Source organism: Bradyrhizobium sp. AUGA SZCCT0105 (assembly GCF_018129565.1).
Classification (GTDB): domain Bacteria; phylum Pseudomonadota; class Alphaproteobacteria; order Rhizobiales; family Xanthobacteraceae; genus Bradyrhizobium.
In genome coordinates this window covers 348419-370238 of sequence record NZ_JAFCMK010000003.1, presented here as the reverse complement: position 1 = coordinate 370238, position 21820 = coordinate 348419, and the positions used below count along the sequence as shown (strand labels likewise).

Below are 21820 nucleotides of genomic sequence, written 5' to 3'. Positions count from 1 at the left end.
CCGATAAAACTGGAAGCATTATCAAGCCAGCGCTGATAATCCGGACCTTGTTACATGGATCGCCTGACCAGTTTGACCGCCTTCGTCCGGGTCGTGGATTCCGGCGGCTTTTCCGCCGCCGGCCGAAAGCTCAACATGTCCACCACCATGGTGAGCAACCACGTCCAGTCGCTGGAGGACCGGCTCGGCGCCCGGCTGCTCAACCGCACCACGCGCAAGGTCAGCCTCACCGAGGTCGGCCAGGCCTATTACGAGCGCTGCATCCAGATCCTCGCCGACATCGAGCAGGCCGATGAGGTTGCGGGCGCGCAGCAATCGGTGCCGCGCGGCACGCTACGGATCTTCACCAACACCCATCTGGTCCAGTTCCTGTCGTCGACGGTCACCGAGTTCCTGGCGACCTATCCCGAAGTCAAGATTGATCTGATGATCGGCGAACGCTCGGCCGACCTGCTCGACGAAAATTTCGATCTCGCCGTGCAGATGATCCAGCCGCGCGATTCCGCGCTGATCGTGCGCCGCATCGCCACCTGGCGGCACGTGCTGTGCTGCTCGCACGACTACGTCGAGGCGCACGGCAAGCCGGAGCGGCTCGACGACCTCACGACCCTCAACTGCGTTCGCCATATCAACTACCCGTTCGGGGACGAGTGGCACTTCGTCGACCGCAAAGGCGCGCCGGCCGCGGTGAAGGTGGCCGGCAATCTCGTCTCCAACAGCGGCGAGACGCTGAAACTCGCCGCGCTCGCCGGCGTCGGCGTGTTTCTCGCGGCGGGCTTCCTGGTCCGGGACGAACTCGAATCGGGGAAGCTGGTGCGGCTGCTGCCCGAATACCGGCCGGTCGAGCTCACCATGAACGCGATCTACCCGCACCGTCATCACCTCTCGGCGAAGGTGCGCGTCTTCATCGATCTCCTGGTGCATCACGCCACCGAGCAGCAGAAGCTGATCAATCCGTATTCGTGAGGCAGTGCGCAGGATGCGCAATGGCGCGCATGCTTGCGCTCGGCTAACGCCACGCTCCCAATTCTATTCCCGTCATCCTGAGGTGCGAGCTCTCGCGAGCCTCGAAGGATGAATCGGCCCGGCTGCTGGCCGTCCATCCTTCGAGGCTCGCTCCGCTCGCGCCTCAGGATGACGGGACTGGCAGCCCGTAGCGCTTCTGCCACTTGTCATGACCGCCCGGCACTCCACGCATGGCGTTCGCGTGTATGAGAAGAACACCTCATCTGCCGGGGCCTGCCATGCCGCTTCGCGTCCTGACCTCCATCCTGTTCGCGATCGCCGCAAACGTGCTGCTGCACGCGCCGGCGCGCGCCGCCTATCCCGACCATATCGTGAAGATCGTGGTGCCGTTCGCGCCGGGCGGCGGCACCGATGTCGTCGCGCGCACGCTGGCGCAGGAGATGCAGAAGGATCTCGGCGTCACCGTCATCATCGAGAACAAGCCGGGGGCGGGCACCATCATCGGCACGCAGAGCGTCGCCGCCAGCCCGGCCGACGGCTACACGCTGCTGATGGCGACCTTCGCCAACGCCGTCAATCCGAGCCTCTACAGCAAGCTGCCCTACGACGCGCACAAGGATTTTGCCGCGGTGGCGCTGGTGGCGCGCTCGTTCAATGTCGTCGTGGTCAAACCCGCTTCGCCGATCAAGTCGATCGCCGATCTGATCGCGGCTGCGAAGGCCGATCCGGAAAAACTGTCCTACGGGACCTATGGCACCGGCACCTCGGCGCATCTGGCCGGCGAATTGTTCAAGCACATGGCTGGCGTCAATCTGACCACCGTGCCCTACAAAGGTGCCGCGCCCGCGATCACGGATCTGATGGGCGGCCAGATCCAGGTGATGTTCACGACGGTGGCAAGCTGCGCCTCGCTGGTCGAGGCCGGGCAGCTGCGCGCGATCGGGATGACCTCGGCCGAGCGTTCGGCGTCGTTCCCGCAATTGCCGACGGTGTCCGAAGCCGGTGTGCCGGGCTACGCCGCGGAATCCTGGTACGGCCTTTACGCACCTGCGAACACGCCGCCCGAGATCATCGACCGGCTCAACAAGTCCGCGGCCAAGGCCGTGCAGGCCGAGGCTTTCAGGAAGCTCAGCATCAATGAGGGCCTCGTGATGGTGGCCTCACCCCCGGCCGAACTCGACCGTTACTTCACGGCTGAGGAGGCTCGTTGGCGCAAGGTGGTCCAAGACGCTGGCATCAAGCCGGAGTAGGCTGCCCGCGCGGCACGGCGATCACATCTTTTTGCATCGCCATGCCGCAACCGTGATTCTAGACGCAACAAATGGTTCCTGGGGTCGTCGACGACGGGACGCCGGCAACACCGCCGGTTTTGATCGGACCCTGGGCTGGGGAGTGAGCCATGTGGATTCTGTTGCTGCTGCCGTTCATCGGCTTGCTGTGGGTGCCGTTCTACAATTTCGCCGAGCCCTCGCTGTTCGGCTTTCCCTTCTTCTACTGGTACCAGCTCGCGTGGGTGCCGATCTCCTCGCTGCTGATCTGGCTGGTCTATCGCAGCCGGCGGCCTGACGCCGACGAGCAGCGGTGAGGGGGCAGCCATGACCGACCATATCGCCTGGGTTGCGCTCTCCGTCTTCATCTTCTTCTTCGCCCTCGTCACCGTGATGGGCTTCTTCGCCGCGCGCTGGAAATCCGGCCCGGTCAGCGAGCATCTCGACGAGTGGGGTCTCGGCGGCCGTCAGTTCGGCACCTGGATCACCTGGTTCCTGGTCGGCGGCGATTTCTACACCGCCTACACCGTGATCGCGGTGCCGGCGCTGGTCTACGCGGTCGGCGCTTACGGCTTCTTCGCGCTGCCCTACACCATCATCGTCTATCCCTTCGTATTCGCCGTGATGCCGGTGCTGTGGAAGAAGGCGCATGCCAGCGGCTATGTCACCGCCGCGGACGTGGTTCACGGCGCCTATGGCTCGCGCAGTCTCGAACTCGCGGTGGCGCTGACCGGCCTGGTCGCGACCATGCCCTATATCGCGCTGCAGCTGATCGGCATGGAGGTAGTGATCAAGGCGATGGGCCTGACCGGCGAACTGCCGATCATCGCCGCCTTCGTGATCCTTGCGCTGTACACCTATAGCTCCGGCCTGCGCGCGCCGGCGCTGATCGCCTTCGTCAAGGACATCATGATCTACATCGTGGTGCTGACGGCCGTGGTCGTGGTGCCCTCGAAGCTCGGTGGCTATGGCGCGGTGTTCTCCGCCGCCAACGACGCGTTCACGGCGAAGGGCGGCGCCACCGGACTGACGCTGAAGCCCGCTCAGTATCTGCCCTATGCGACGCTGGCGCTCGGCTCGGCGCTCGCCGCCTTCATGTATCCGCACACGCTGACCGGCATCTTCGCCTCGAAGTCGGCGGATACCATTCGCAAGAATGCGATCCTGCTGCCGGCCTATACGCTCTTGCTCGGGCTGATCGCGCTGCTCGGCTACATGGCCTATGCCGCCGGCATCAAGGTGACGTCGCCGAATGACGTGGTGCCGCTGCTGTTCAAGACCTTGTTCCCGGAATGGTTCGCTGGCTTCGCGTTCTCGGCGATCGCAATCGGCGCGCTGGTGCCGGCCGCGGTGATGAGCATCGGCGCCGCCAATTTGTTCACCCGCAATGTCTGGAAGTCCTATGTCGATCCGGACATCTCGCATGCCGGCGAGGCGTCGGTCGCGAAGATCACCTCGCTGGTGGTCAAGGTCGGCGCGCTCGCCTTCATCCTGTTCCTGCCGACGCAATATGCGCTCGACCTGCAACTGCTCGGCGGCCTCTGGATCGTGCAGACGCTGCCGGCGCTGGTGTTCGGCCTGTTCACCGTCTGGTTCCGCGCCGAAGCGCTATTGCTCGGCTGGGCGGTCGGCATCGGCTGGGGCACCTACACGGCGTGGAGCAACGGGCTGAAGCCGCTCGCCAGCATCTCGCTCGGCGATGCCACCTACACCTTCTATGTCGGGCTCGGCGCGCTCCTGCTCAACATCGTGGTGGCCGTGATTGCGACCGTCGTGGTCGGCTTGATCTCACCCGCCAAGCGCGGCGCGGCGGCCTGAGCCGTCGCCTGAATCTGACGGGGCGGAGGTGAGAAGCGCGGTCAGCCGCGCCACCTCCGCCTTGGTCTTCTCGATCGCTTCATCCTTCACCGGGCCATAGCCGCGGATTTCCATCGGCGCCTTTGCAAGTGCGACGAGATCGGGCAGGTGCGTGGCATCGAGCTTGCCGAGCATGGTCTCGATCAGCGCCTCGTACCAGCCGATCAACTCGCGCTCGGCGAGACGCTCCGCGGTGTAGCCGAACACGTCGAACGGCGTGCCGCGCAGTCCCTTGAGCCGCGCCAGCAAGCGGAGTGGCGTCTGGATCCACTGGCCGAACGCGCGCTTGCGTGGCCGGCCGCGTGCATCCAGCCGTGCCGGCAACAGCGGCGGCGCGAGATGGTACTGCACCGTGAAGTCGCCATCGAATTCGTGCTTGAGGGTCTCAAGGAAGCCGGTCTGCATGTGCAACCGCGCCACCTCATACTCGTCCTTGTAGGCCATCAGCTTGAACAGTGAGCGGGCGACGGCGTCGGTCAACGTCTCGCTTCCGAGCGCGGCCTCGGCGCGACGGACGCGGTCGACCGTGGTCCGGTAGCGGGCTGCATAGGCCTCATCCTGATAATCCCGGAGGAAATCCGCGCGCCGCGCGATCATCTGCTCCAGCGTTTCCGGTGCATTGGCCGCTGCACCGTCGGCCTTCAAAAACTCCGGATCGGCGAACGCAATCCGCCCCCAGGCCAGCGCCTGCTTGTTGCGCTCGACCGCGACGCCGTTGAGCTCGATCGCGCGGGTCAATGCATCCAGCGACACCGGCACCAGGCCCTGCTGCCAGGCAAAGCCGAGCATCATGACGTTGGCATAGACGCTGTCGCCGAGCAGCCGCTCGGCCAGCGCGTTGGCGTCGATCGCGGTGAGGTTGCCTGATCCGATCACCCGCTCGATCGCGCGCAAGCGAACCGGCGAGGCGAGGTCGGCGTCGCGGAAGCGCACCACGTCGCCGGTCGGCATCTCAGCGATGTTGACCGCCGCGCGCATGCCCTTGCGGTAGGTGCCGGAGGCCTTGGCCGACGAGCTCACCACGAGGTCGCAGCCGATCAGCGCATCCGCTGCGCCCTGGTCGATCCGCACCTGGTGCAGCGCCTCGGGCGCTGCCGCCAGCCGCAGATAGCTCAGCACCGGGCCGAATTTCTGGGCGAAGCCGGTGAAGTCGAGCACCGAGACGCCGCGGCCCTCGAGATGCGCGGCCATCGCGATCAGCGCGCCGACCGTGATGACGCCGGTGCCGCCGACGCCGGTGACCAGCAGATCGTAGGGCTTGTCCAGTGCCGCAAGCTCCGGCGCCGGAAGCGCGGCGGCGCGTGCCAGCGGGTCGATCGCGCTCGCGCCCTTCGCCCGCCGCGTACCGCCCTCGATGGTGACGAAGCTTGGGCAGAAACCGTTGAGGCAGGAAAAATCCTTGTTGCAGGTCGAGAGGTTGATCTTGCGCTTGCGGCCGAACGGCGTCTCCTTCGGCTCGACGCTGAGGCAGTTCGATTCCACCGAGCAGTCGCCGCAGCCCTCGCAGACGAGGTCGTTGATGTAAGCAAAACGCGCGGGATCCTTGATCGTGCCGCGCTTGCGCCGCCGCCGCTTCTCGGTGGCGCAGGTCTGCTGATAGATCAGCACGGTGACGCCTGAAATCGTGCGCAGCTCGCGCTGCACGGCGTCCATCTCTTCGCGCGGGTGTATGGTGACGCCGGCGGGCAAATCCGTCGGCGAGAACTGCGCGGGATCATCCGACACCAGCGCGATCCGCGCGACGCCCTCGGCGCGGACAGAGTGCGCGATCGCCTGCACGCTGACCGGGCCGTCGACCGGCTGGCCGCCGGTCATCGCCACCGCGTCATTGAACAGGATCTTGTAGGTGATGTTGGCTTTTGCTGCGATCGCCTGGCGGATCGCCATCGAGCCGGAGTGATAATAGGTGCCTTCGCCGAGATTCTGGAACACATGGCTGTTGCCGGTGAATCTTGACGAGGCCGCCCAGTTGACGCCTTCGCCGCCCATCTGGATCAGCGACGAGGTCTCGCGGTCCATCCAGCTCGCCATGAAGTGGCAGCCGATGCCGGCCAGCGCCTTGGAGCCCTCGGGCACTTTGGTCGATGTGTTGTGCGGGCAGCCCGAGCAGAAATATGGCGTGCGTGTCGCGCCCGGCACCACGATCATGCGGTCCTGTTCCGGCCTGAGCGCGGCGACGCAGCGAGCGAGCTGCAATTCCGGAAACATCGGATCGAGCCGCCGGGCCAGCACGTCGGCCAGCATCAGCGGGGATAGTTCACCGGTCCACGAGATCAGCCGCGCGCCGGTTTCGTCGTGCTTGCCGACCATCCGTTCCGGCTTGGAGCCGGGATAGTCGTAGAAATACTCCTTGAACTGGCTCTCGATGATGCCGCGCTTCTCCTCGACCACCAGGATCTCGCGCTTGCCCTTCACGAACTCCATCGCGTCGTGCAGCGCGAGCGGCCACACCATGCCGACCTTGTAGATGTCGATGCCGAAGCGGCGGCATGCGGCCTCGTCGAGCCTTATCAGCCGCAGCGCCTCCATCAGATCGAGATGCGCTTTGCCCGTGGTGACGATGCCGTAGGTGGCGTCTTTGATGTCGTAGATGCGGCGGTCGATCGGATTGGCTTTTGCGAAAGCGTAGACCGCGTGCTTCTTGGCCTCCAGCCGCTCCTCGATCTGCGGGCCCGGCAGATCCGGCCAGCGATAATGCAGGCCGCCCGGCGGCGGCACGAAATCCGGCTGCGCGAAGATCCGCGGTGGCGCAAGCTCGACCGAGGCGCCGGATTCCACGATCTCCGAGATCGCCTTGAAGCCGACCCACATGCCGGAAAATCGACTGAGCGCGTAGCCATATTCGCCGAACGCGAGATATTCGCCGACATCGGCCGGATGCAGCGTCGGCATGAACCAGCTCATGAACGCGACGTCGGATTGGTGCGGCATCGAGGACGACACGCAGCCATGATCGTCGCCCGCCGCGACCAGCACGCCGCCATGCGGCGAGGAGCCATAGGCATTGCCGTGCTTCAGCGCATCGCCGGAGCGGTCGACGCCGGGGCCCTTGCCGTACCACAGCCCGAATACGCCATCGACCTTTCGATCCCTCTGCGTCTCGACCTGCTGCGAGCCGAGCACGGCGGTCGCCGCGAGGTCTTCGTTCACAGCGGGCAGGAATTCGATGCGGCTCTCCTTCAGCCGCTCGCCGATCTTCCACAATTCGAGATCGACGCCGCCGAGCGGCGAGCCGCGATAGCCGGAGATGAAGCCCGCGGTGTTGAGCCCGGCGGCGCGGTCGCGCCTGATCTGGTCGAGCGCGATGCGCACGATCGCCTGCGTGCCGGTGAGGAAGACGCGGCCACGTTCGCGGCTATAGCGCTCGGACAGCTGGTAGGCGTCGAGTTGCGGCATCTGGCCCATGACTGACCCCTCCCGGGAATCGCAATGTCTGATGGGGGCAAGGCTATGCCTGTGTGTCTGGTAGGTCCTACCTATCTGTTCTCCAGAGACCTAAATTTCGGTAGTTTTTTGCGTAAAATGTCGTATTTTGGCATAATCTGCCAGACTGGAGCTCTGCGATGATCGAAGAGCAAGACGAAAAAATCCTTGCCGAGCTGCAGAAGGACGGCCGCGCCACCAACCAGCAGCTGGCGGAAACCGTCGGGATGTCGACGTCGGCATGCTGGCGGCGGGTCCGCGCGCTGGAGGAGTCCGGCGTCATTTCAGGTTATTCGGCGCTGGTCGCGCGCGAGCGCGCCGGCTTTGCGACCTCGGCGATTCTGCACGTCTCGCTGGAGCGGCACGACACGAAATTCGTCGACGAGTTCGTCGCGCGGGTGATGCAGCGCCGCGAGGTGCTGGAATGTTTCGCGACGACGGGCGATGCCGACTATCATCTGCGCGTCGTCGTCCGCGACATGGACGCCTACAACAGATTCCTCGACGAGTTCATGTTCCGCATCCCCGGCATCCGCCACGTCCGCACCAACGTGATCCTGAAGGAGATCAAGACAGGCGTGGCGTTGCCGTTTTGATGGAAATGCCGCCGCGATGGCCGCGCGCTCAACTTCTTGTCCGTCACCCTGAGGAGGCCGCGGAGCGGCCGTCTCGAAGGGCGAACGGCCGCCAGCCGGGCCGTGCATCCTTCGAGGCTCGCTGCGCTCGCACCTCCAGCGACAAAGGCGAAGCCTTTGCGCGGGGATGACGGTCGAAGCAATCCGTAGGATGGGTAGAGCGCAGCGAAACCCATCAATTCATCTGCGGCACGATGATGGGTTTCGCTGCGCTCTACCCATCCTACGGTCACGATGTCGCTTCCGCCGACTTGGCCCGCATCAAGATCATGAACACCATGACATGGCTGACCAGCAGCAGCGGCACGTAGAGCGCCGGGATATAGATGCCGGCGCCGAACAGGCCGGGATCCGCGTTCTTTGTCGCGCCCATGAAGTAGGCGTTGAGAAGATCCAGCGCGCCCCAGATGTTGAAGAACCAGACGATCGGAATGGCCACCGGCCAGCGCCAAGACAGTGCCGCCATCGAGAGCAGCGCGAGAGCTGCGGCGATCAGATCGCCCCAGCCGACCGCGCTGGCAAACACCGGGTTCACCTCCGGCGACACGAAGCCTGTGACCATGAAGTTCATCCCGAGAAACCGGAAAGCATGGAACGCCGCAAGCAGCCGGAGCGCCTCATGGCGCGGCCAGGTGCGGAGCGCCGGCCAGACATAGGTCGCGGCCACCACGGCACTCGTCAGAAATGCTCCGGCGACGCTGAGCAAGAATGGAATGTTGAGACTTACTGGCACGGTCGACTCCCGTCTGACTGTCGATCCGGAGAGGCCGGACCCGGCGATCGGGTCCGGCCTCGGCGGGGTGCTCAGGGCCCGACGCTTAAGGCTTGCCGACCAGCAGGCGCAGCGGCAGCAGCGGGCCGACCGCGATGTAGTCGTGGTCCATGATATCCAGCTTGGAGAGCGGCAGCCCCTCCATGATCGCGTGCGCCTCGGATGTATCCCTGGCGTCGAGCAGGAGGATGACCCCGCGCCCGTCGGACCGCGAATACCATTCGCGAACCTTGCCGCTGAGATAGAGCTGCACGGTCTGCCGGATTTCATCCGGCATCACGGCCATCACTTGTTCGCGGGTGACGCCCGCCTTGACGGTCAGGATCACCATCACGCCGGTGGTGATGGTGGAGGCGGCTTGCGCCTGTGTTTGGCCTTGGGCCTGGGTTTGGGCGAGGGAGGGAGCGGTCATGGAGGTTAAGCCTGTCGAAGTGAGGGTGAGGGCAAGGAGGGTGTGACGGATTGCTTTCATCGGTCGCAGGTCTCCGTTCACGACTGATGTCGTGATGTCGCGTGGAGCAGCGCGCGTCGCGGTGCTGCTGCCTGTGGCTCCGATGTAGGGCGGCTTCCCGCGCGCGACTATTCGCGATAATGTTGACGGGCCATGAAGCAGAACTTCACAGTCAGGCAGGGGGCGCTCGACGGCGTGGAAGCGTTCCTCAGCGTCGCCCAGCACCGCAGCTTTCGTCGCGCGGCGACCGAGCTCGCGGTGACGCCGTCGGCGATCAGCCAGGCGGTGCGCGCGCTCGAGGCGCGCCTCGGCGCTGTGCTGTTCATCCGCACCACCCGCAGCGTCGGCCTCACCGAAGCCGGCGAACGATTCCTGGCGCGTGCCAGGCCCGCGTTCGAGGAGCTGGTCGCCGCAAGTGGCGCGGCGCGCGAGCTTGGGCAGAAGCCGGCGGGGCTGTTGCGTCTCACCGTGCCGCGCTCGGTGGTGCCGATCCTGCTGGAGCCGCTGATCGCCTCATTCTGCAAGGCCTATCCCGAGATCGAGGTCGAGCTCGCCGCCAGCGAGGAGCTGGTCGACCTCGCGGCCGGAGGTTTTGATGCAGGCATCCGGATGGGCCAGTTCATCAACCCGGACATGATCGCGGTGCGTCTGACCAAGCCGTTCCCTTTCGCTATCGTCGGCAGCCCGGACTATCTCGCGCGCCGCGGCCGGCCCAAGCGCCCGGACGATCTGCGCGAGCACACGTGCCTCAGGTTGCGGCGATCGAATGGCGGGCTGGCGCCGTGGTCGCTCAACGATAACGGCCGTTCGATCGAGCTTGCCGTCTCCGGCTCCTTCATCGGCCATGATTTCCCGACGCTGGTCGGCGCGGCCATCGAAGGCGTGGGCCTCGCGCAGGTGCCCGCGCCGCTGGTCGCCGGCGCGGTGAAGGAGAAGAAGCTGGTCCGCGTCCTGGAGCCATTCGCGACGACGACACCGGGCGTATTTCTCTACTATCCCGGCCACCGCCAGATCATGCCGAAGCTGCGCGCCTTCATCGACCATGTGAAGAGCAGGTCGGGGGCTGGGCGGTGACTCGTAGGATGGGTGGAGCGCAGCGATACCCATCATTCGGGCCGCGGATACGAGTTGATGGGTTTCGCTTCGCTCTACCCATCCTACGCCGCTAGACTTGACGCGGATTTGCGGCCTTCGATCAGGCGGCATCCTCGCGGGATTGCGAACCGCTTTCCCAGGGCGTCATTCCGGGGCGCGCGCAGCGCGAGCCCGGAATCCATTTCACCACTTGTCTTGTGGCCCAATGGATTCCGGGCTCAGCCCTTCGGGCTGCCCGCAGGTGCGCAATTGCGCACCGGGGAATGACGGCGAGGCCTACGCGCGCTTCTGCGGTTGCCAGTCCGGCACCGTCTTGACCATGTGCCAGACCAGCAGGTCGAGAGCGCGGGTCATGCCGTCCCGCGACCTGGTATTGGTGAACGCGGACCAGCAGAAGTCTCCATTGGTCCGGACCGAGATCGTCGTCGTTCCGTCCAGCAGGCCGCTGTGCCACCAATTGTTGTTGGCGGTGATGAACAGGCCCTTGGCATAGCGTGGGTTGACGGTGCTGGGCGTGCTCATGACGCGGAGGCTGTCGTCGGTGAGCAGCTGTTCGGTGTCCTTGAAGCCGTCGATATGGACGAACAGCCTTGTCAAATCGCTCGGCGTCGCAATCCAGCCGCCGTGCGAATCCATCCGGGCGACGTTCATCCGGTACGGATCGCCGCCGGTCTGGCTGTAATATTTCACCTCATTGCTGGCCCGCTCGCGCAGCGTATTGCCGGCAATCTGCATGTCGGTGATGCCGCATCGCTTCAGGACCACGTCCTTGATGTATTGCTCGTAGCTCCGGCCGCTGAGCTTCTCGATCACGCGCCCGATGATGCAATAGCCGAAGTTCGAATAGGCATAGGACTGGCCCGGCGGACTGGTGAGCGGCATGTGCTCCAGCGTCCAGTTGATCAGCTCGCGATGCTTCAAGTCCTGGTTCATGAACATCGGGTCGCGGGACTGGTTGCCCCAGGTCCCGGTGGTGTGGGTCAGCAGATGCTCGATCGTGATCTGCTCGACAGGCGAGCGAGATGAGCCTGATGGCATCAAGCTTTGCAAGGTTGGCGTCGTCGGGTAGTCCTTGCCGAGAATGGAGTTGGCGCCGAACACGTAATCGCCGAGCCGCAGTTTGCCCGCTTCGACCAGAGTGAAGATCCCGGTCGAGGTCACCGGCTTCGATATGCTCGCGATCCGGAAGCGGTGCTGCGGGGTCAATGCTTCGCCGCTCTCCCGATCCGCAACGCCGAACGCCTCCACATAAGCCGGCTTTCCCTTGATCGAAACCGCGATGGAAAGACCGGGGACGTCGTACTCCGTCATGAAGTCGGCGGCGAGGCCCGCCATCTGCTTGCGTTGCTCCGATGTCGGAAGCTCCGCCGGCGGCTCGGCAAGGGCCGGCCACGGCCTGTAGGCGATCCCGGCAGCGGTGAAGAGCGAACCCTGAAGCAACGTTCGGCGCGAAAGCGGCATGGCTGCCTTGCCTGTGTTGGAGCGAGCGGCCCGCACGGTATTGCGGTTCTCTTGTTTCTGTCACGTTACGAAGTGGTTGTGTGATGACGTCACGATGGCCCGATGGGCAATGTCGCGAGAATGCAGGAGTATGACTCGCAGTTCGCGCAACCTACTCCGCGTCGTCCTGGCGAAAGCCAGGACCCATTACCCCAAATCTCAATTGTTGCGCGACGCTGGGGCCGCGATCCCGTTCATCTCCGAATGCGGTGGTTATGGGTCCTGGCTTTCGCCAGGACGACGATTGGGGAGATCATCCCCTCGTGTCCATCACCGTCATGGTAAGGAGGCCGCGCAGCGGCCGTCTCGGAGCACGACGGCCCGACTGTGGCCGTGCATCCTTCGAGGCTCGCTTCGCTCGCACCTCCAGGATGACGGGTCTGGCAGTGTGCCAGCCCTCACACCCTCTCCTTCACGAACCTGTTCCGCAATGTCCCGATGCCGGTGATGTCGATCTCCACCACGTCACCGTCCTTCAGGTCCGGCGAGGCGCCGTCGGTGCCCATCCAGATCACGTCGCCGGGCGACAGCGTGAAGTATTTCGAAAGCTCGACCAGGAAGGGCACGATACCGAAGATCATCTCGTTGGTGCGGAAGCGGCCGGTTTCCTTGCCGTTGACGCGGATCGCGGTCTCCATGCGGTCGAGATCGACATCGGTCTCGATCCACGGGCCCATCGGCTTGAACGTATCGGCGTTCTTGGCGCGCCACAGCCCGCGGTCGGCCTTCTGCCAGCTGCGCTCGGAGACGTCGTTGCCGATCGTGTATCCGAACACGCAGTCCAGCGCATTGGCTTCGGTGAGGTGCTTGGCGGTCTTGCCGATCACGACGACCAGTTCGCCCTCGTAATGGATCTTCTCGGTCGCACTCGCCGGGATCACGACATCCTCGTCATGGGCGATCAGCGCGTTCTGCGCGCGGTAGCCGATCTCGGGACGATCAGGAACGTTCGGCACGGTGCCGGCCTTGTCGGCGGCCTCCTTGAGATGCTTCAGATAGTTCAGCCCGACGCAGTAGAAGGTGCGCGGGATCAGCGGCAGCTCGATCTTGACGTCCTTCAAGGCGTGGGTCTTCGCCGTCTTGCTCCATTCACCGAATGGATCGCCGTTCACGGTGGTGACGGTGTCGCCCTCGACGAGGCCCCAAGACGTAGTACCCGCGGCGGTGAATTTCAGCCAGCGCATGATGATGTCCCTCTATTCCGCGGCCTGCGCGCGGGTCTTCCAGGCACCCGCGGCGGGGCGCTTCAGCCCGAGATTCTCGCGCAGCGTGGTTCCAGTGTAGTCCTTGTGGAACAGGCCGCGCTTCTGCAACTCGGGTACCACGTGATCGACGAAGTCCGCGTAGGAGCCCGGCACATAGCTCGCCGCGATGACGAAGCCGTCGCAGCCGCGGCCTTCGAACATTTCCTCCAGCCGGTCGGCGATCTCCTTCGGGCCGCCGACCATCGCGTCCTGCACCTGGCCGCGGCCGGAGAAGGTGATGAAGTCGCGGGTCGAGGGATTGGTCTTGCCGGAGGTGCGCAGCACGCCGTCGCGGATGCCGAGCATGCCTTGCATGCCCTGCAGCTCTTCCGTGGTCAGCGGCTCGTCGATCGGTTTGGCGCCGAAATCGAAGTTGAGGCCTTCGGCGAGCAGCGACAGCGCGTCGATCTCGAGCGGCAGCTTCTGGATCACCGCCATCCGGTCCTCGGCCTCGGCCTTGGTCGCGCCGGTGACCGGCGTGATCAGATTGCAGAGGAACATCTGGTCGGGATCGCGGCCGGCCTTGGCGGCTTCGCCCCGGATCGCGTCATAGCCCTGCTTGGCATTGGCCAGGTTGCGCGCCGCGGTGAAGATCACCTCGCCCCAACGTCCCGCAAAGCGCTGGCCGCGCCCGGAGGCGCCGGCCTGGATCACGACGGGATGGCCCTGCGCCGAGCGCGGCACCGTGAACGGGCCGCGCGAGGTGAAGAACGCGCCCTTGTGATCGAGCCGTTTCACCTTGGCCGGATCGGCGAAGCGGCCGCTCTTCTTGTCGATCACCAGCGAGCCGTCTTCCCAGGCATCCCAGTGGCCGAGCACCACCTCCATGAACTCGTCGGCACGGTCGTAGCGGAGATCGTGCTCGAGATGCTGCGCGCGGCCCATATTGAGCGCCTCGCCGTCATTGACCGACGTCACCACGTTCCAGGCGGCGCGGCCACCCGTCATCAAGTCGAGCGTGGCGAAGCGGCGGGCGACGTCGAACGGCTCGAAATAGGTGGTGGACGCGGTCGAGGCGAGGCCGAGCCTGGTCGTGACCATACCCATCGTGGTCAGCACCACGATCGGGTCCATCTTCACGCAGCGGATGCCGTATTCGACGGTGTGGGCGTGATCGTTGCCGTAACGGTCGGGCATTGCGAGGCGATCGTCGAAGAACGCCATGTGGAACTTGCCGCGCTCCAGGATGCGCGCGATCTCCTGGTAGTAGTCCGCCGACATCGAATCGTCGCGCGACTCCGGGTGGCGCCAGGAGCTCGGCAGGTTGGTGCAGTTCTGCGCCTGCAAAAAGCCAACCAGCGCCATTTGCCGTGTCATGTCGTTCTCCTGTACCTGAATGCGTCAGCGAAGATCGAGGTCGTCGGTGAGCTTGTAGTCGGCTGCGAGCGCCTTCAGCTTGTCCCAAGTCGCATCCTCGATCTCGATGCCGTTCTTGCGCCGTTCGACTTCGCGCAGATGTTCGATCTCGCCGGGATAGAACACGCCGCGGCTCCCTTCCGAGGGCGGCGTCGATTTCAGGTAGCGGGCGAAGTCGGCGACTTCGCGTCTGAAGTCCTGCAAGGGACGGAACGCGGCGACGTTGAACACCGCCATGAAGCAGCCGTCGTTGTGACGACCGGTCGGCTCGACGCCGAAACCGAGGCCGGTCAGCAGGCCGCACAGCACCTCGACCATCGCGGCAAGGCCCGAGCCCTTGTAGCCTTCGCTGCCGCCGAGCGGCAGCAGCGCGCCGCCCTTGCGGTAGTCCTTTGGATCAGCGGTGTCGCGCCCTTCGGCGTCGATGATCCAGCCCTTCGGGATGCTTTCGCCACGCGCCACCGCGAGCTGGATCTTGCCGGCCGCGACCGCCGAGGTCGCCATATCAAGATAGAACGGCGCCTCGAGATCGGACGGCACCGCGATCGAGAGCGGATTGGTGCCGAGCCGGGCCTCGCGGCCGCCGAACGGCGCGACATGTTTCGGCGAGCGGCCGGAATCGGCCGCCGCAATCCCGATCATGCCTTCGCGCATCGCCATCAGCGGGTAATGCGCCAGCCGGCCGACATGGCTCTGCCGGAACACGGTGCAGGCCGCGACATTGGCGGTCTTCGCCTTGTTGATGGTCATCTCCATCGCCTTGGCGTTGACGTGGAAGCCGAACCCCCAATGACCGTCGATCACGGTCGTGGTCGGCGTCTCCTGCACCACGGTCCATTTCGCGCCGGGGACGATATGGCCGGCCTTGATGCGGTCGATATAGGTCGGGATCGCGATCACGCCGTGGGAGTCGTGGCCGGCGAGGTTGGCGTTGACGCAGCCGGAGGCGACCGCGTTGGCCTCCTCCTCCGATGCGCCGGCGCCCCGGAGCAGTGCCGCGCCGATGCGCGCGAGACGGTCGGCTTGGACGATCGGCATGGGATTTTCCTCGCGGTCCGCCCGCGTGATGCGCGGGTCTTGCTTGCTGTTGTCGGCGTCATGCTCTCAAAGCGCAGCCCGCCGAGCAAGGGGCGGAAAATCCGGTCCGCCATACCGCCAGCAGGGTGCTCCCGGCCGGGATTTCACTGAATGGAACGCGTGCGGTCGCGCTGCGGAATTTGGCTGCGCCAGTGGCGCAAGCCGGGCGGCTATCCGGGTGCCCCGGCCCTCCGCCTCAGCCTGGTACACTGGCGTCCGTAATATCCCGGAAAACGGCCTCCGGCATTCGTCAGCCGTTTACTTTGTCTCACAACTTGCCGGATACACTAACCATCACTTAGGCCTCTCGCGGGCAATGTTCCTCGGCAGATTGAAGGGGGTGGCCCTGGGGCCTTCAGGGATCGTGCAGTCGAGCATCGGGCGTACATTCGCGGCGTTGAATGCCACCAACGAAGCGATCCTGTACGCGAAATCACCAGAAGAATTGTACGGAAAGGTCTGCGAAGCCGCGTTCTCGAGCGGGAGCTTCCTGGCCACGACCGTCTTTTTGCTGGAGCCGGATACCGGCCGGCTGACATTCGCCGCCGGTTGCGGCGACGATGTCGCGCGTCTGCGCAGCATCAGCATCTCCACCCTCGCCAACATTCCGGAAGGCGACGGCGTCGCCGGGCGGGCGTTCCGCGATCAGAGCGCCAGCGTCAGCAACGACTATGTCAACGATGTCCGTTCGGCGGCCTGGCGCAGCGGCCTCGCGGCGGCCGGCGTCGGCGCGGCGGCGGCAATGCCGCTGGTCTGCAACGGGCGCAGCGTCGGCGTCTTCATGGTGACCCGGCGCGAGATCGACTCGCTCGGCGAGGAGATCGTGTCGCTGCTGGAGCGCATTGCGGCGAACGTGTCCTTTGCGCTCGACAATTTCGACCACGAGGCGTCGCGCAAGAGCGGCGAGCGGGCGATGCGCCGGCTCAACCGCATGTTCGGCGCCATCAGCGCAACCAACGAGGCGATCCTTCGCGCCAAGACCGAGCACGATCTCTATCAGCGGGTGTGCGACGCCGCGGTGTTCAGCGGCAAATCCTTCGCCACGGTGGTGCTGCTCGCCGAGCCCGACACGCACTGGCTCGAGCCCGTCGCCGGCACCGGCGAGGCGCTCGACCTGATCACGCAGACGCGCTTTTCGACCGACCCGGACAATCTCTACGGCAAGGGAATCTGCGGCGAGGCGTTCCGGACCAAACGGCCGTGCATCGAGCACGACATTCCGATATCGACGGGCGCGTCGCAGGCGCAAGCCGGTGAGAGCGGTCTGATGGCCTGCGTCGCGCTGCCGCTTACCCGGTTCGGCAGGAGCATCGGCGTCCTGATCTTCTTCATCGGCAATTCCTGGGCCCGCGACGAAGAGATCATCGCGCTGCTGGCAGGCATCGCCGAGAACGTCTCGGTTGCGCTCGATACGTTCGGCCGCGCCACCGAGAAGGCCAAGGCCGATGCCGAACGCGAGCGGCTGTCGCGGATGTTCGCGGCGCTGAGCGCGACCAACGAGGCGATCATGCGCGCGCGGTCGCGGCTCGAGATGTTCGAGCTGGTCTGCGCCGCGGCGGCGCATGGCGGCGGGTTCAACTCCACCAGCATCCTGATCGCGAAACCCGGCGACGATTTTCTGGAGATGATGGCGGTGGCGGGGCCGACCGCCGAGAATGCGCGCCGTCTCAACGTCTCGCGCAGCGAGGCGCGTCCCGAAGGGCGCGGCGTTTGCGGCAGGGCGTTCCGCTCCCGGCGCGCCTGCATCGACAACGATTTTCTCGGCGACGTCGCCAACAACCCGTTCCGCGATATCATCGACCGCGAGGACGCGCGATCGGGCGCGGCGTTTCCGTTGATCGTCGACGACGAGCCGGTCGGCGTGATGCTGTTCATCTCGGCCAAGCGCAACACCTTCTCGGCCGAGTTCGCCGAGCTGCTGCAGCGGCTCGCCGACAACGTCGCCTATGCGCTCGGCAGTTTCGATCGCGCCGACGAGAAGGCGCGCACCGAGGAGCAGAAGGAGCGGCTCAGGCGCATGTTCGCGGCGCTGAGCGCGACCAACGAGGCCATCATGCGGGCGAAGTCCCGTGGCGAGCTGTTCGATCTGGTCTGCGATGCCGCTGCGGTCGGCGGGCAGTTTATTTCGGCCACCATCAGGCTGGTGCGGCCGGGCGAGGCCTTCCTGGAGAACGTGGCTGCTTCCGGCCCCGACCGGGTACGGGCCCGCGAAGTCCAGTTGTCGGCCGATGCGACGCGTCCGGAAGGACAGACGCTGACCGGTGTTGCGATCCGCACCCGCAGACCCTGCATCAGCAACGATTATCTCAGCGACTTCGGCCCCGAGTCGCATGTCTATCCGGCCGTGCGCGACAGCGGCAGCAAGTCCGGCGCGGCCCTGCCGCTGCTCAAGAACGGCGAGGCGATCGGTGCGCTGGTTTTCCTCTCCGGCGAGTTCAACACCTTCAGTCCGGAGATGATGGCGCTGTTGCAGCGGCTCACCGAGAACGTATCGTTCGCGCTGGCCAATTTCGACCGCGCCGACGAGAAGGCCCGGGCCGACGCGCAGAAGGAGCGGCTGTCGCGGATGTTTGCGGCGCTGAGCGCGACCAACGAGGCGATCATGCGGGCGAAGTCCCGCGCCGAGCTCTACCAACTGGTCTGCGAGGCGGCAGCGACCGGCGGCAAGTTCACCTCGACCACCATCGCGCTGGCGCAGCCCGGCAGCGACTATCTCCGCATCGTCGCGATCGCAGGCCCGGCCGCCGACGGCGCGAGCCAGGTGACGCTCTCGACCAGCGAGGCGCACCCCGAGGGACGGGGCGCCTGCGGCAGGGCGTTCCGGTCGGGCAAGGCCTGCATCATCAACGACTATTTCGCCGATACCGGTACCGCGGCGTTCCATGAGCGCGCGCGCCGCGATGGAACGCAGTCCGGTGCCTCGTTTCCGCTGATTGTCAGCGGGGAGGTCGTCGGCGTCATGATCTTCGTCGCGATCGAGAAGGATACGTTCACGCCTGAGTTCGCCGAGCTGCTGCAGCGGCTCGCCGACAATCTTGCGTTCGCGCTCGAAAGCTTCGATCGCGCTGACGAGAAGCACAAGGCCGATGAGCGGATCGAATACCTTGCCTCGCATGACAGCCTGACCAATCTGCCGAACCGCGAAACCTTCAACGAGATGCTGCGTCACGCGATCTCGGCGGCGGACCGCCATTGCCGGCAGCTCGCGGTGCTGTTCATCGATCTCGACCGCTTCAAGGTGATCAACGATTCGCTCGGCCACGACGCCGGCGACATGCTGCTGGTGGCGATCGCCGAGCGGCTGCGCGGTTCGTTGCGGGCGAGCGACGTGGTGGCGCGGCTCGGCGGCGACGAGTTCGTGGTCATCCTGGAGAACACCGCCGAACGTCACGACGTCGAGCGCATCGCCGGCGAACTCCTGATCGCACTGAGCCAGCCGATGCAGCTCAGCGGGCACGAGTGCCACACCACGGCCTCGATCGGGATTGCGACCTATCCCACCGACGGCTCCGACGTGCAGACGCTCACCAAGAATGCCGACATGGCGATGTATCTCGCCAAGGAGGACGGCAAGAACGGCTTCCGCTTCTTCTCCAACGAGGTGAGGGCGCAGTCGATCGAGCGCCTGACGATGGAAAGCGCACTGCGCCGCGCGCTGGAGCGCGACCAGTTCTCGCTCGAGTATCAGCCCAAGGTCGACATGGCGAGCGGTCAGATCAGCGGCGTCGAGGCGCTGTTGCGCTGGACCCATCCCGAGCTCGGCAAGGTCTCGCCGGGGCAGTTCATTCCGCTCGCCGAGGAGATCGGTCTGATCGTGCCGATCGGCCGCTGGGTGCTGAAGGAAGCCTGCGCGCAGAACATGGCGTGGCAGCACCGCGGCCTCAAGGCGGTGACGATGGCGGTCAACCTCTCGCCGCGGCAGTTCGGCGATCCGAACCTGCTCGACGACATCGACGAGGCGCTGGCGGCGAGCGGCATGTCGCCGGCGCTGCTGCAGCTCGAGGTCACCGAGAGCATGGTGATGCGCAACGTGACGCGTGCGGTCCGCGTGCTCGACGCGATCCAGCACCGGGGCATTCGGCTGGCGATCGACGATTTCGGCACCGGCTATTCGTCGATGTCGCTGATGAAGCAGTTCCCGATCGACACCATCAAGATCGATCGCTCCTTCGTGCGCGATCTGCCTGATGATTCCGAGGACGTCGCGATTGCGCAGGCGATCATCAGCATGGGCAAGGCGCTCGGCATGACCATCGTGGCCGAGGGCGTCGAGACCTCCGAGCAGCAGGAGTTCCTGCGCGCCCATGCCTGCGACGAGATGCAGGGTTTCCTGTTCAGCCGGCCGCTGCCGCCGCGCGATCTCGCCGAATTGTTGAAGACGTCGCCGGTGCTGACGTCGCCACCGTTGCAGCCGTCGCTGGACGACGAGGCGATCGGTGAGGCCGGGCCGGATCTAGGGCGGAAACGCGCTGTCGTCTGACGGCTGCACGGGCAGGTCGCGGACATCGGAATCGGTGGATGCGATCACGCGCGAGAAATCATAGGGCCAGGACGGTGTCGCCTGGCCGGCCAAGGTCTGGCGCAGCGCCGCCGACGCCTCCGCAAAATTCGCCCCGTCGGGCAGGCGGAACCGGCGGCACCAATTGGACGGCAGCGGTTCGGCGGCATTGCGCATCTCGAATGCCGGTCCCCACCACCACGCCGGCGCCGGCGGCCGTTCCGGTTCGGCAATGGCGCGCCAGCGCGCGAACTCGTCGGCGATGCGGGCAAATTGCAGCTTGGCGGCGGGATGCATCGGAAGCCCTTCGTTGGGCCGTGATGATAGCATCGCCCCCACTTCGCGCAACGCGGCTACTTCCGTTCCACCTCGGTCGCGGTGGCCGGGCCTTCGCCCATGATCAGCAACACGGCGTCTTCGTCCTTGGCGCCGTCCCAATGCACCTGCTTGCCGAAATGGGTGACGAAGCTTCCGGCCGGCATTGCCACTGTGCCGTGATCGGGATCGAATTTCGGGCCCGAGCCGACCCACCAGGTGCCCTTCAGCACCACGATGTAGCGGTCGTTGGGATGGAAGTGCGGACGGCTGAAGTGATTGCCCTTGGTCCATTTGGTGTAGACCATGTAGAAGCCGGGCTTCGAGGGATCGCCGACCACCACGGCATTCTGCGCGCCGCGCGCGTCGACCGGGCTCCAGGGAATCTGGTCCGGCAGCTTGTAGGTGACGGCGGCCGGATTGAGTTCTGCCGCGGAGCTGACGCTCAGCGTGGCGGCAAGGGCCAGCGGCATCATCAGGTATCGCCAGGACCGGTTCGACGCCGTCATCATATCCTCCCAGGTCAATTCGTTCGGGCGACTGCCGCGCCCGTATGTCGCGTGATGCTAATCGCTCTCGCTTGCGCCGGACAAGACGCGCTCGCGCATGTCTGCTCTCAAGATTGCGGCATCGGGCCGTGACACAACGCAGTTGCAATATGAAAAACGCATTTACGACGCTGCAGACGATGATAGGTTGCGCGCCAACCAAAAGACGGGAGGATAACCTTGAAGAAGCAACTGTCGATACTGGCGGCGGGACTTGTGATCGGTGCGGCCGCGCTGCAATTTTCCACCGCCGCATCCGGCGATGACGGTTGGGTCACGCTGCTCGACAGCTCCAAGCAGGGCGATTGGGACGAGGTCGGCAAGGCCAATTGGGCGATGAAGGACGGCGCGCTGGTCGCCGACAAGCTCGACGGCAAGGATCTCTCCTATCTCGTCAGCAGGACCCAATACAAGGATTTCCAGATCAGGGCGGAGTTCTGGACCGACGAGGATGCCAACAGCGGCGTCTTCATCCGCTGCGAAGGCAACAAGGTGATCGACTCGAAGGTCTGCTACGAGGTCAACATCTTCGACAAGCGGCCCGATCCGACCTACGGCACCGGCGCGATCGTCGACGTCGGCAAGGTCGATCCGATGCCGAAGGCGGCCGGCAAGTGGAACGTCTACGAGATCACGGCGCAGGGACCGCATTTCGTCGTGACGTTGAACGGTCAGAAGACCGTCGACGCGCAGGATTCCAAGCACGCCAGCGGCTACGTCGCGCTCCAGTATGGTTCCGGCGTGGTCAAGTTCCGCAAGGTGCAGATCAAGCCGCTCTGACAGCGCATGCGGAGGAGAGCCCGGTCGCGGCGCGG

At 65.2% G+C, this 21820-nt stretch carries 17 protein-coding genes; 8 read left to right on the top strand and 9 right to left on the bottom strand.

From position 1 onward, the window contains the following. Nucleotides 1-54 precede the first annotated feature (54 nt). From JQ573_RS17585 to mctP, 4 genes are all read left to right on the top strand, one after another. Nucleotides 55-966 carry a LysR family transcriptional regulator gene (locus JQ573_RS17585; protein ID WP_212313681.1) on the top strand — a complete coding sequence of 304 codons (912 nt, stop codon included), beginning with the start codon at nt 55-57 and terminating at the stop codon, nt 964-966. Nucleotides 967-1244: 278 nt separating this feature from the next. Continuing rightward, on the top strand, nt 1245-2216 hold the full coding sequence (locus JQ573_RS17580; protein WP_212313679.1) for a tripartite tricarboxylate transporter substrate binding protein: 972 nt from the start codon (nt 1245-1247) through the stop codon (nt 2214-2216). A gap of 149 nt (nt 2217-2365) precedes the next feature. Further along, on the top strand, nt 2366-2551 hold the full coding sequence (locus JQ573_RS17575) for a DUF3311 domain-containing protein (protein ID WP_050628491.1): 186 nt from the start codon (nt 2366-2368) through the stop codon (nt 2549-2551). A gap of 10 nt (nt 2552-2561) precedes the next feature. Beyond that, nucleotides 2562-4052 (top strand): monocarboxylate uptake permease MctP, encoded by a 1491-nt coding sequence (mctP, locus tag JQ573_RS17570; RefSeq protein WP_212313677.1) that lies wholly within the window; start codon nt 2562-2564, stop codon nt 4050-4052. On the opposite strand, the gene JQ573_RS17565 is transcribed toward mctP, so the two are convergent. Continuing rightward, nucleotides 4023-7496 carry an indolepyruvate ferredoxin oxidoreductase family protein gene (locus JQ573_RS17565; protein WP_212313675.1) on the bottom strand — a complete coding sequence of 1158 codons (3474 nt, stop codon included), beginning with the start codon at nt 7494-7496 and terminating at the stop codon, nt 4023-4025. The two genes, mctP and JQ573_RS17565, sit on opposite strands and share 30 nt — an antisense overlap. Before the next feature lie 158 nt (nt 7497-7654). Here JQ573_RS17565 and JQ573_RS17560 point away from each other — a divergent pair, with 158 nt between their 5' ends. Beyond that, on the top strand, nt 7655-8110 hold the full coding sequence (locus tag JQ573_RS17560) for an Lrp/AsnC family transcriptional regulator (protein WP_176529195.1): 456 nt from the start codon (nt 7655-7657) through the stop codon (nt 8108-8110). A 268-nt stretch (nt 8111-8378) separates the two neighbouring features. Here JQ573_RS17560 and JQ573_RS17555 read toward each other — a convergent pair whose 3' ends face one another. Further along, nucleotides 8379-8882 (bottom strand): hypothetical protein, encoded by a 504-nt coding sequence (locus tag JQ573_RS17555; protein WP_212313673.1) that lies wholly within the window; start codon nt 8880-8882, stop codon nt 8379-8381. An 85-nt stretch (nt 8883-8967) separates the two neighbouring features. After that, nucleotides 8968-9333, bottom strand: coding sequence for a muconolactone Delta-isomerase family protein (locus JQ573_RS17550; RefSeq protein WP_249131910.1), 366 nt, complete (start codon nt 9331-9333; stop codon nt 8968-8970). A gap of 192 nt (nt 9334-9525) precedes the next feature. Between JQ573_RS17550 and JQ573_RS17545 the strand changes: the two genes are divergently transcribed. Further along, nucleotides 9526-10446 carry a LysR family transcriptional regulator gene (locus JQ573_RS17545; protein WP_212313671.1) on the top strand — a complete coding sequence of 307 codons (921 nt, stop codon included), beginning with the start codon at nt 9526-9528 and terminating at the stop codon, nt 10444-10446. 297 nt (nt 10447-10743) lie between these two features. Here the strand turns inward: JQ573_RS17545 and JQ573_RS17540 are convergent, their stop codons facing one another. The 4 genes from JQ573_RS17540 to JQ573_RS17525 all read right to left on the bottom strand — a co-directional run bounded on the left by JQ573_RS17540 (nt 10744) and on the right by JQ573_RS17525 (nt 15605). Beyond that, nucleotides 10744-11928: a serine hydrolase gene (locus JQ573_RS17540; protein ID WP_212313669.1), complete on the bottom strand. Its 1185-nt coding sequence runs from the start codon at nt 11926-11928 to the stop codon at nt 10744-10746. Nucleotides 11929-12365: 437 nt separating this feature from the next. Then, nucleotides 12366-13151: a fumarylacetoacetate hydrolase family protein gene (locus JQ573_RS17535; protein WP_212313666.1), complete on the bottom strand. Its 786-nt coding sequence runs from the start codon at nt 13149-13151 to the stop codon at nt 12366-12368. 12 nt (nt 13152-13163) lie between these two features. Then, nucleotides 13164-14528 carry an LLM class flavin-dependent oxidoreductase gene (locus JQ573_RS17530; protein WP_092123998.1) on the bottom strand — a complete coding sequence of 455 codons (1365 nt, stop codon included), beginning with the start codon at nt 14526-14528 and terminating at the stop codon, nt 13164-13166. A gap of 24 nt (nt 14529-14552) precedes the next feature. Then, the gene (locus JQ573_RS17525) at nt 14553-15605 is read right to left on the bottom strand and encodes an Ldh family oxidoreductase (protein ID WP_212313665.1); all 1053 of its coding nucleotides are present in this window, start codon (nt 15603-15605) and stop codon (nt 14553-14555) included. Nucleotides 15606-16008: 403 nt separating this feature from the next. Between JQ573_RS17525 and JQ573_RS17520 the strand changes: the two genes are divergently transcribed. Then, nucleotides 16009-20124: a GAF domain-containing protein gene (locus tag JQ573_RS17520; RefSeq protein ID WP_212313664.1), complete on the top strand. Its 4116-nt coding sequence runs from the start codon at nt 16009-16011 to the stop codon at nt 20122-20124. Here JQ573_RS17520 and JQ573_RS17515 read toward each other — a convergent pair. Together JQ573_RS17515 and JQ573_RS17510 are read right to left on the bottom strand one after the other, a co-directional pair. Next, entirely contained in the window at nt 20098-20472 is a 375-nt protein-coding gene (locus JQ573_RS17515; RefSeq protein WP_249131907.1) for a hypothetical protein, read from the bottom strand. The two genes, JQ573_RS17520 and JQ573_RS17515, sit on opposite strands and share 27 nt — an antisense overlap. A 23-nt stretch (nt 20473-20495) precedes the next feature. Continuing rightward, nucleotides 20496-20966 carry a cupin domain-containing protein gene (locus JQ573_RS17510; RefSeq protein WP_249131904.1) on the bottom strand — a complete coding sequence of 157 codons (471 nt, stop codon included), beginning with the start codon at nt 20964-20966 and terminating at the stop codon, nt 20496-20498. A gap of 219 nt (nt 20967-21185) precedes the next feature. On the opposite strand from JQ573_RS17510, the gene JQ573_RS17505 reads away from it, so the two are divergent. Then, complete coding sequence (locus JQ573_RS17505; protein ID WP_212313663.1) at nt 21186-21785, top strand: DUF1080 domain-containing protein; 600 nt, start codon at nt 21186-21188, stop codon at nt 21783-21785. Nucleotides 21786-21820 lie beyond the last annotated feature (35 nt).

Bases quoted from the DNA above. Each gene is read 5' to 3' on its own strand.
- JQ573_RS17585 (WP_212313681.1), top strand. From the start codon at position 55: ATGGATCGCCTGACCAGTTTGACCGCCTTCGTCCGGGTCGTGGATTCC.
- JQ573_RS17580 (WP_212313679.1), top strand. From the start codon at position 1,245: ATGCCGCTTCGCGTCCTGACCTCCATCCTGTTCGCGATCGCCGCAAAC.
- JQ573_RS17575 (WP_050628491.1), top strand. From the start codon at position 2,366: ATGTGGATTCTGTTGCTGCTGCCGTTCATCGGCTTGCTGTGGGTGCCG.
- mctP (WP_212313677.1), top strand. From the start codon at position 2,562: ATGACCGACCATATCGCCTGGGTTGCGCTCTCCGTCTTCATCTTCTTC.
- JQ573_RS17565 (WP_212313675.1), bottom strand. From the start codon at position 7,496: ATGGGCCAGATGCCGCAACTCGACGCCTACCAGCTGTCCGAGCGCTAT.
- JQ573_RS17560 (WP_176529195.1), top strand. From the start codon at position 7,655: ATGATCGAAGAGCAAGACGAAAAAATCCTTGCCGAGCTGCAGAAGGAC.
- JQ573_RS17550 (WP_249131910.1), bottom strand. From the start codon at position 9,333: ATGACCGCTCCCTCCCTCGCCCAAACCCAGGCCCAAGGCCAAACACAG.
- JQ573_RS17545 (WP_212313671.1), top strand. From the start codon at position 9,526: ATGAAGCAGAACTTCACAGTCAGGCAGGGGGCGCTCGACGGCGTGGAA.
- JQ573_RS17540 (WP_212313669.1), bottom strand. From the start codon at position 11,928: ATGCCGCTTTCGCGCCGAACGTTGCTTCAGGGTTCGCTCTTCACCGCT.
- JQ573_RS17535 (WP_212313666.1), bottom strand. From the start codon at position 13,151: ATGCGCTGGCTGAAATTCACCGCCGCGGGTACTACGTCTTGGGGCCTC.
- JQ573_RS17530 (WP_092123998.1), bottom strand. From the start codon at position 14,528: ATGACACGGCAAATGGCGCTGGTTGGCTTTTTGCAGGCGCAGAACTGC.
- JQ573_RS17525 (WP_212313665.1), bottom strand. From the start codon at position 15,605: ATGCCGATCGTCCAAGCCGACCGTCTCGCGCGCATCGGCGCGGCACTG.
- JQ573_RS17515 (WP_249131907.1), bottom strand. From the start codon at position 20,472: ATGCTATCATCACGGCCCAACGAAGGGCTTCCGATGCATCCCGCCGCC.
- JQ573_RS17510 (WP_249131904.1), bottom strand. From the start codon at position 20,966: ATGACGGCGTCGAACCGGTCCTGGCGATACCTGATGATGCCGCTGGCC.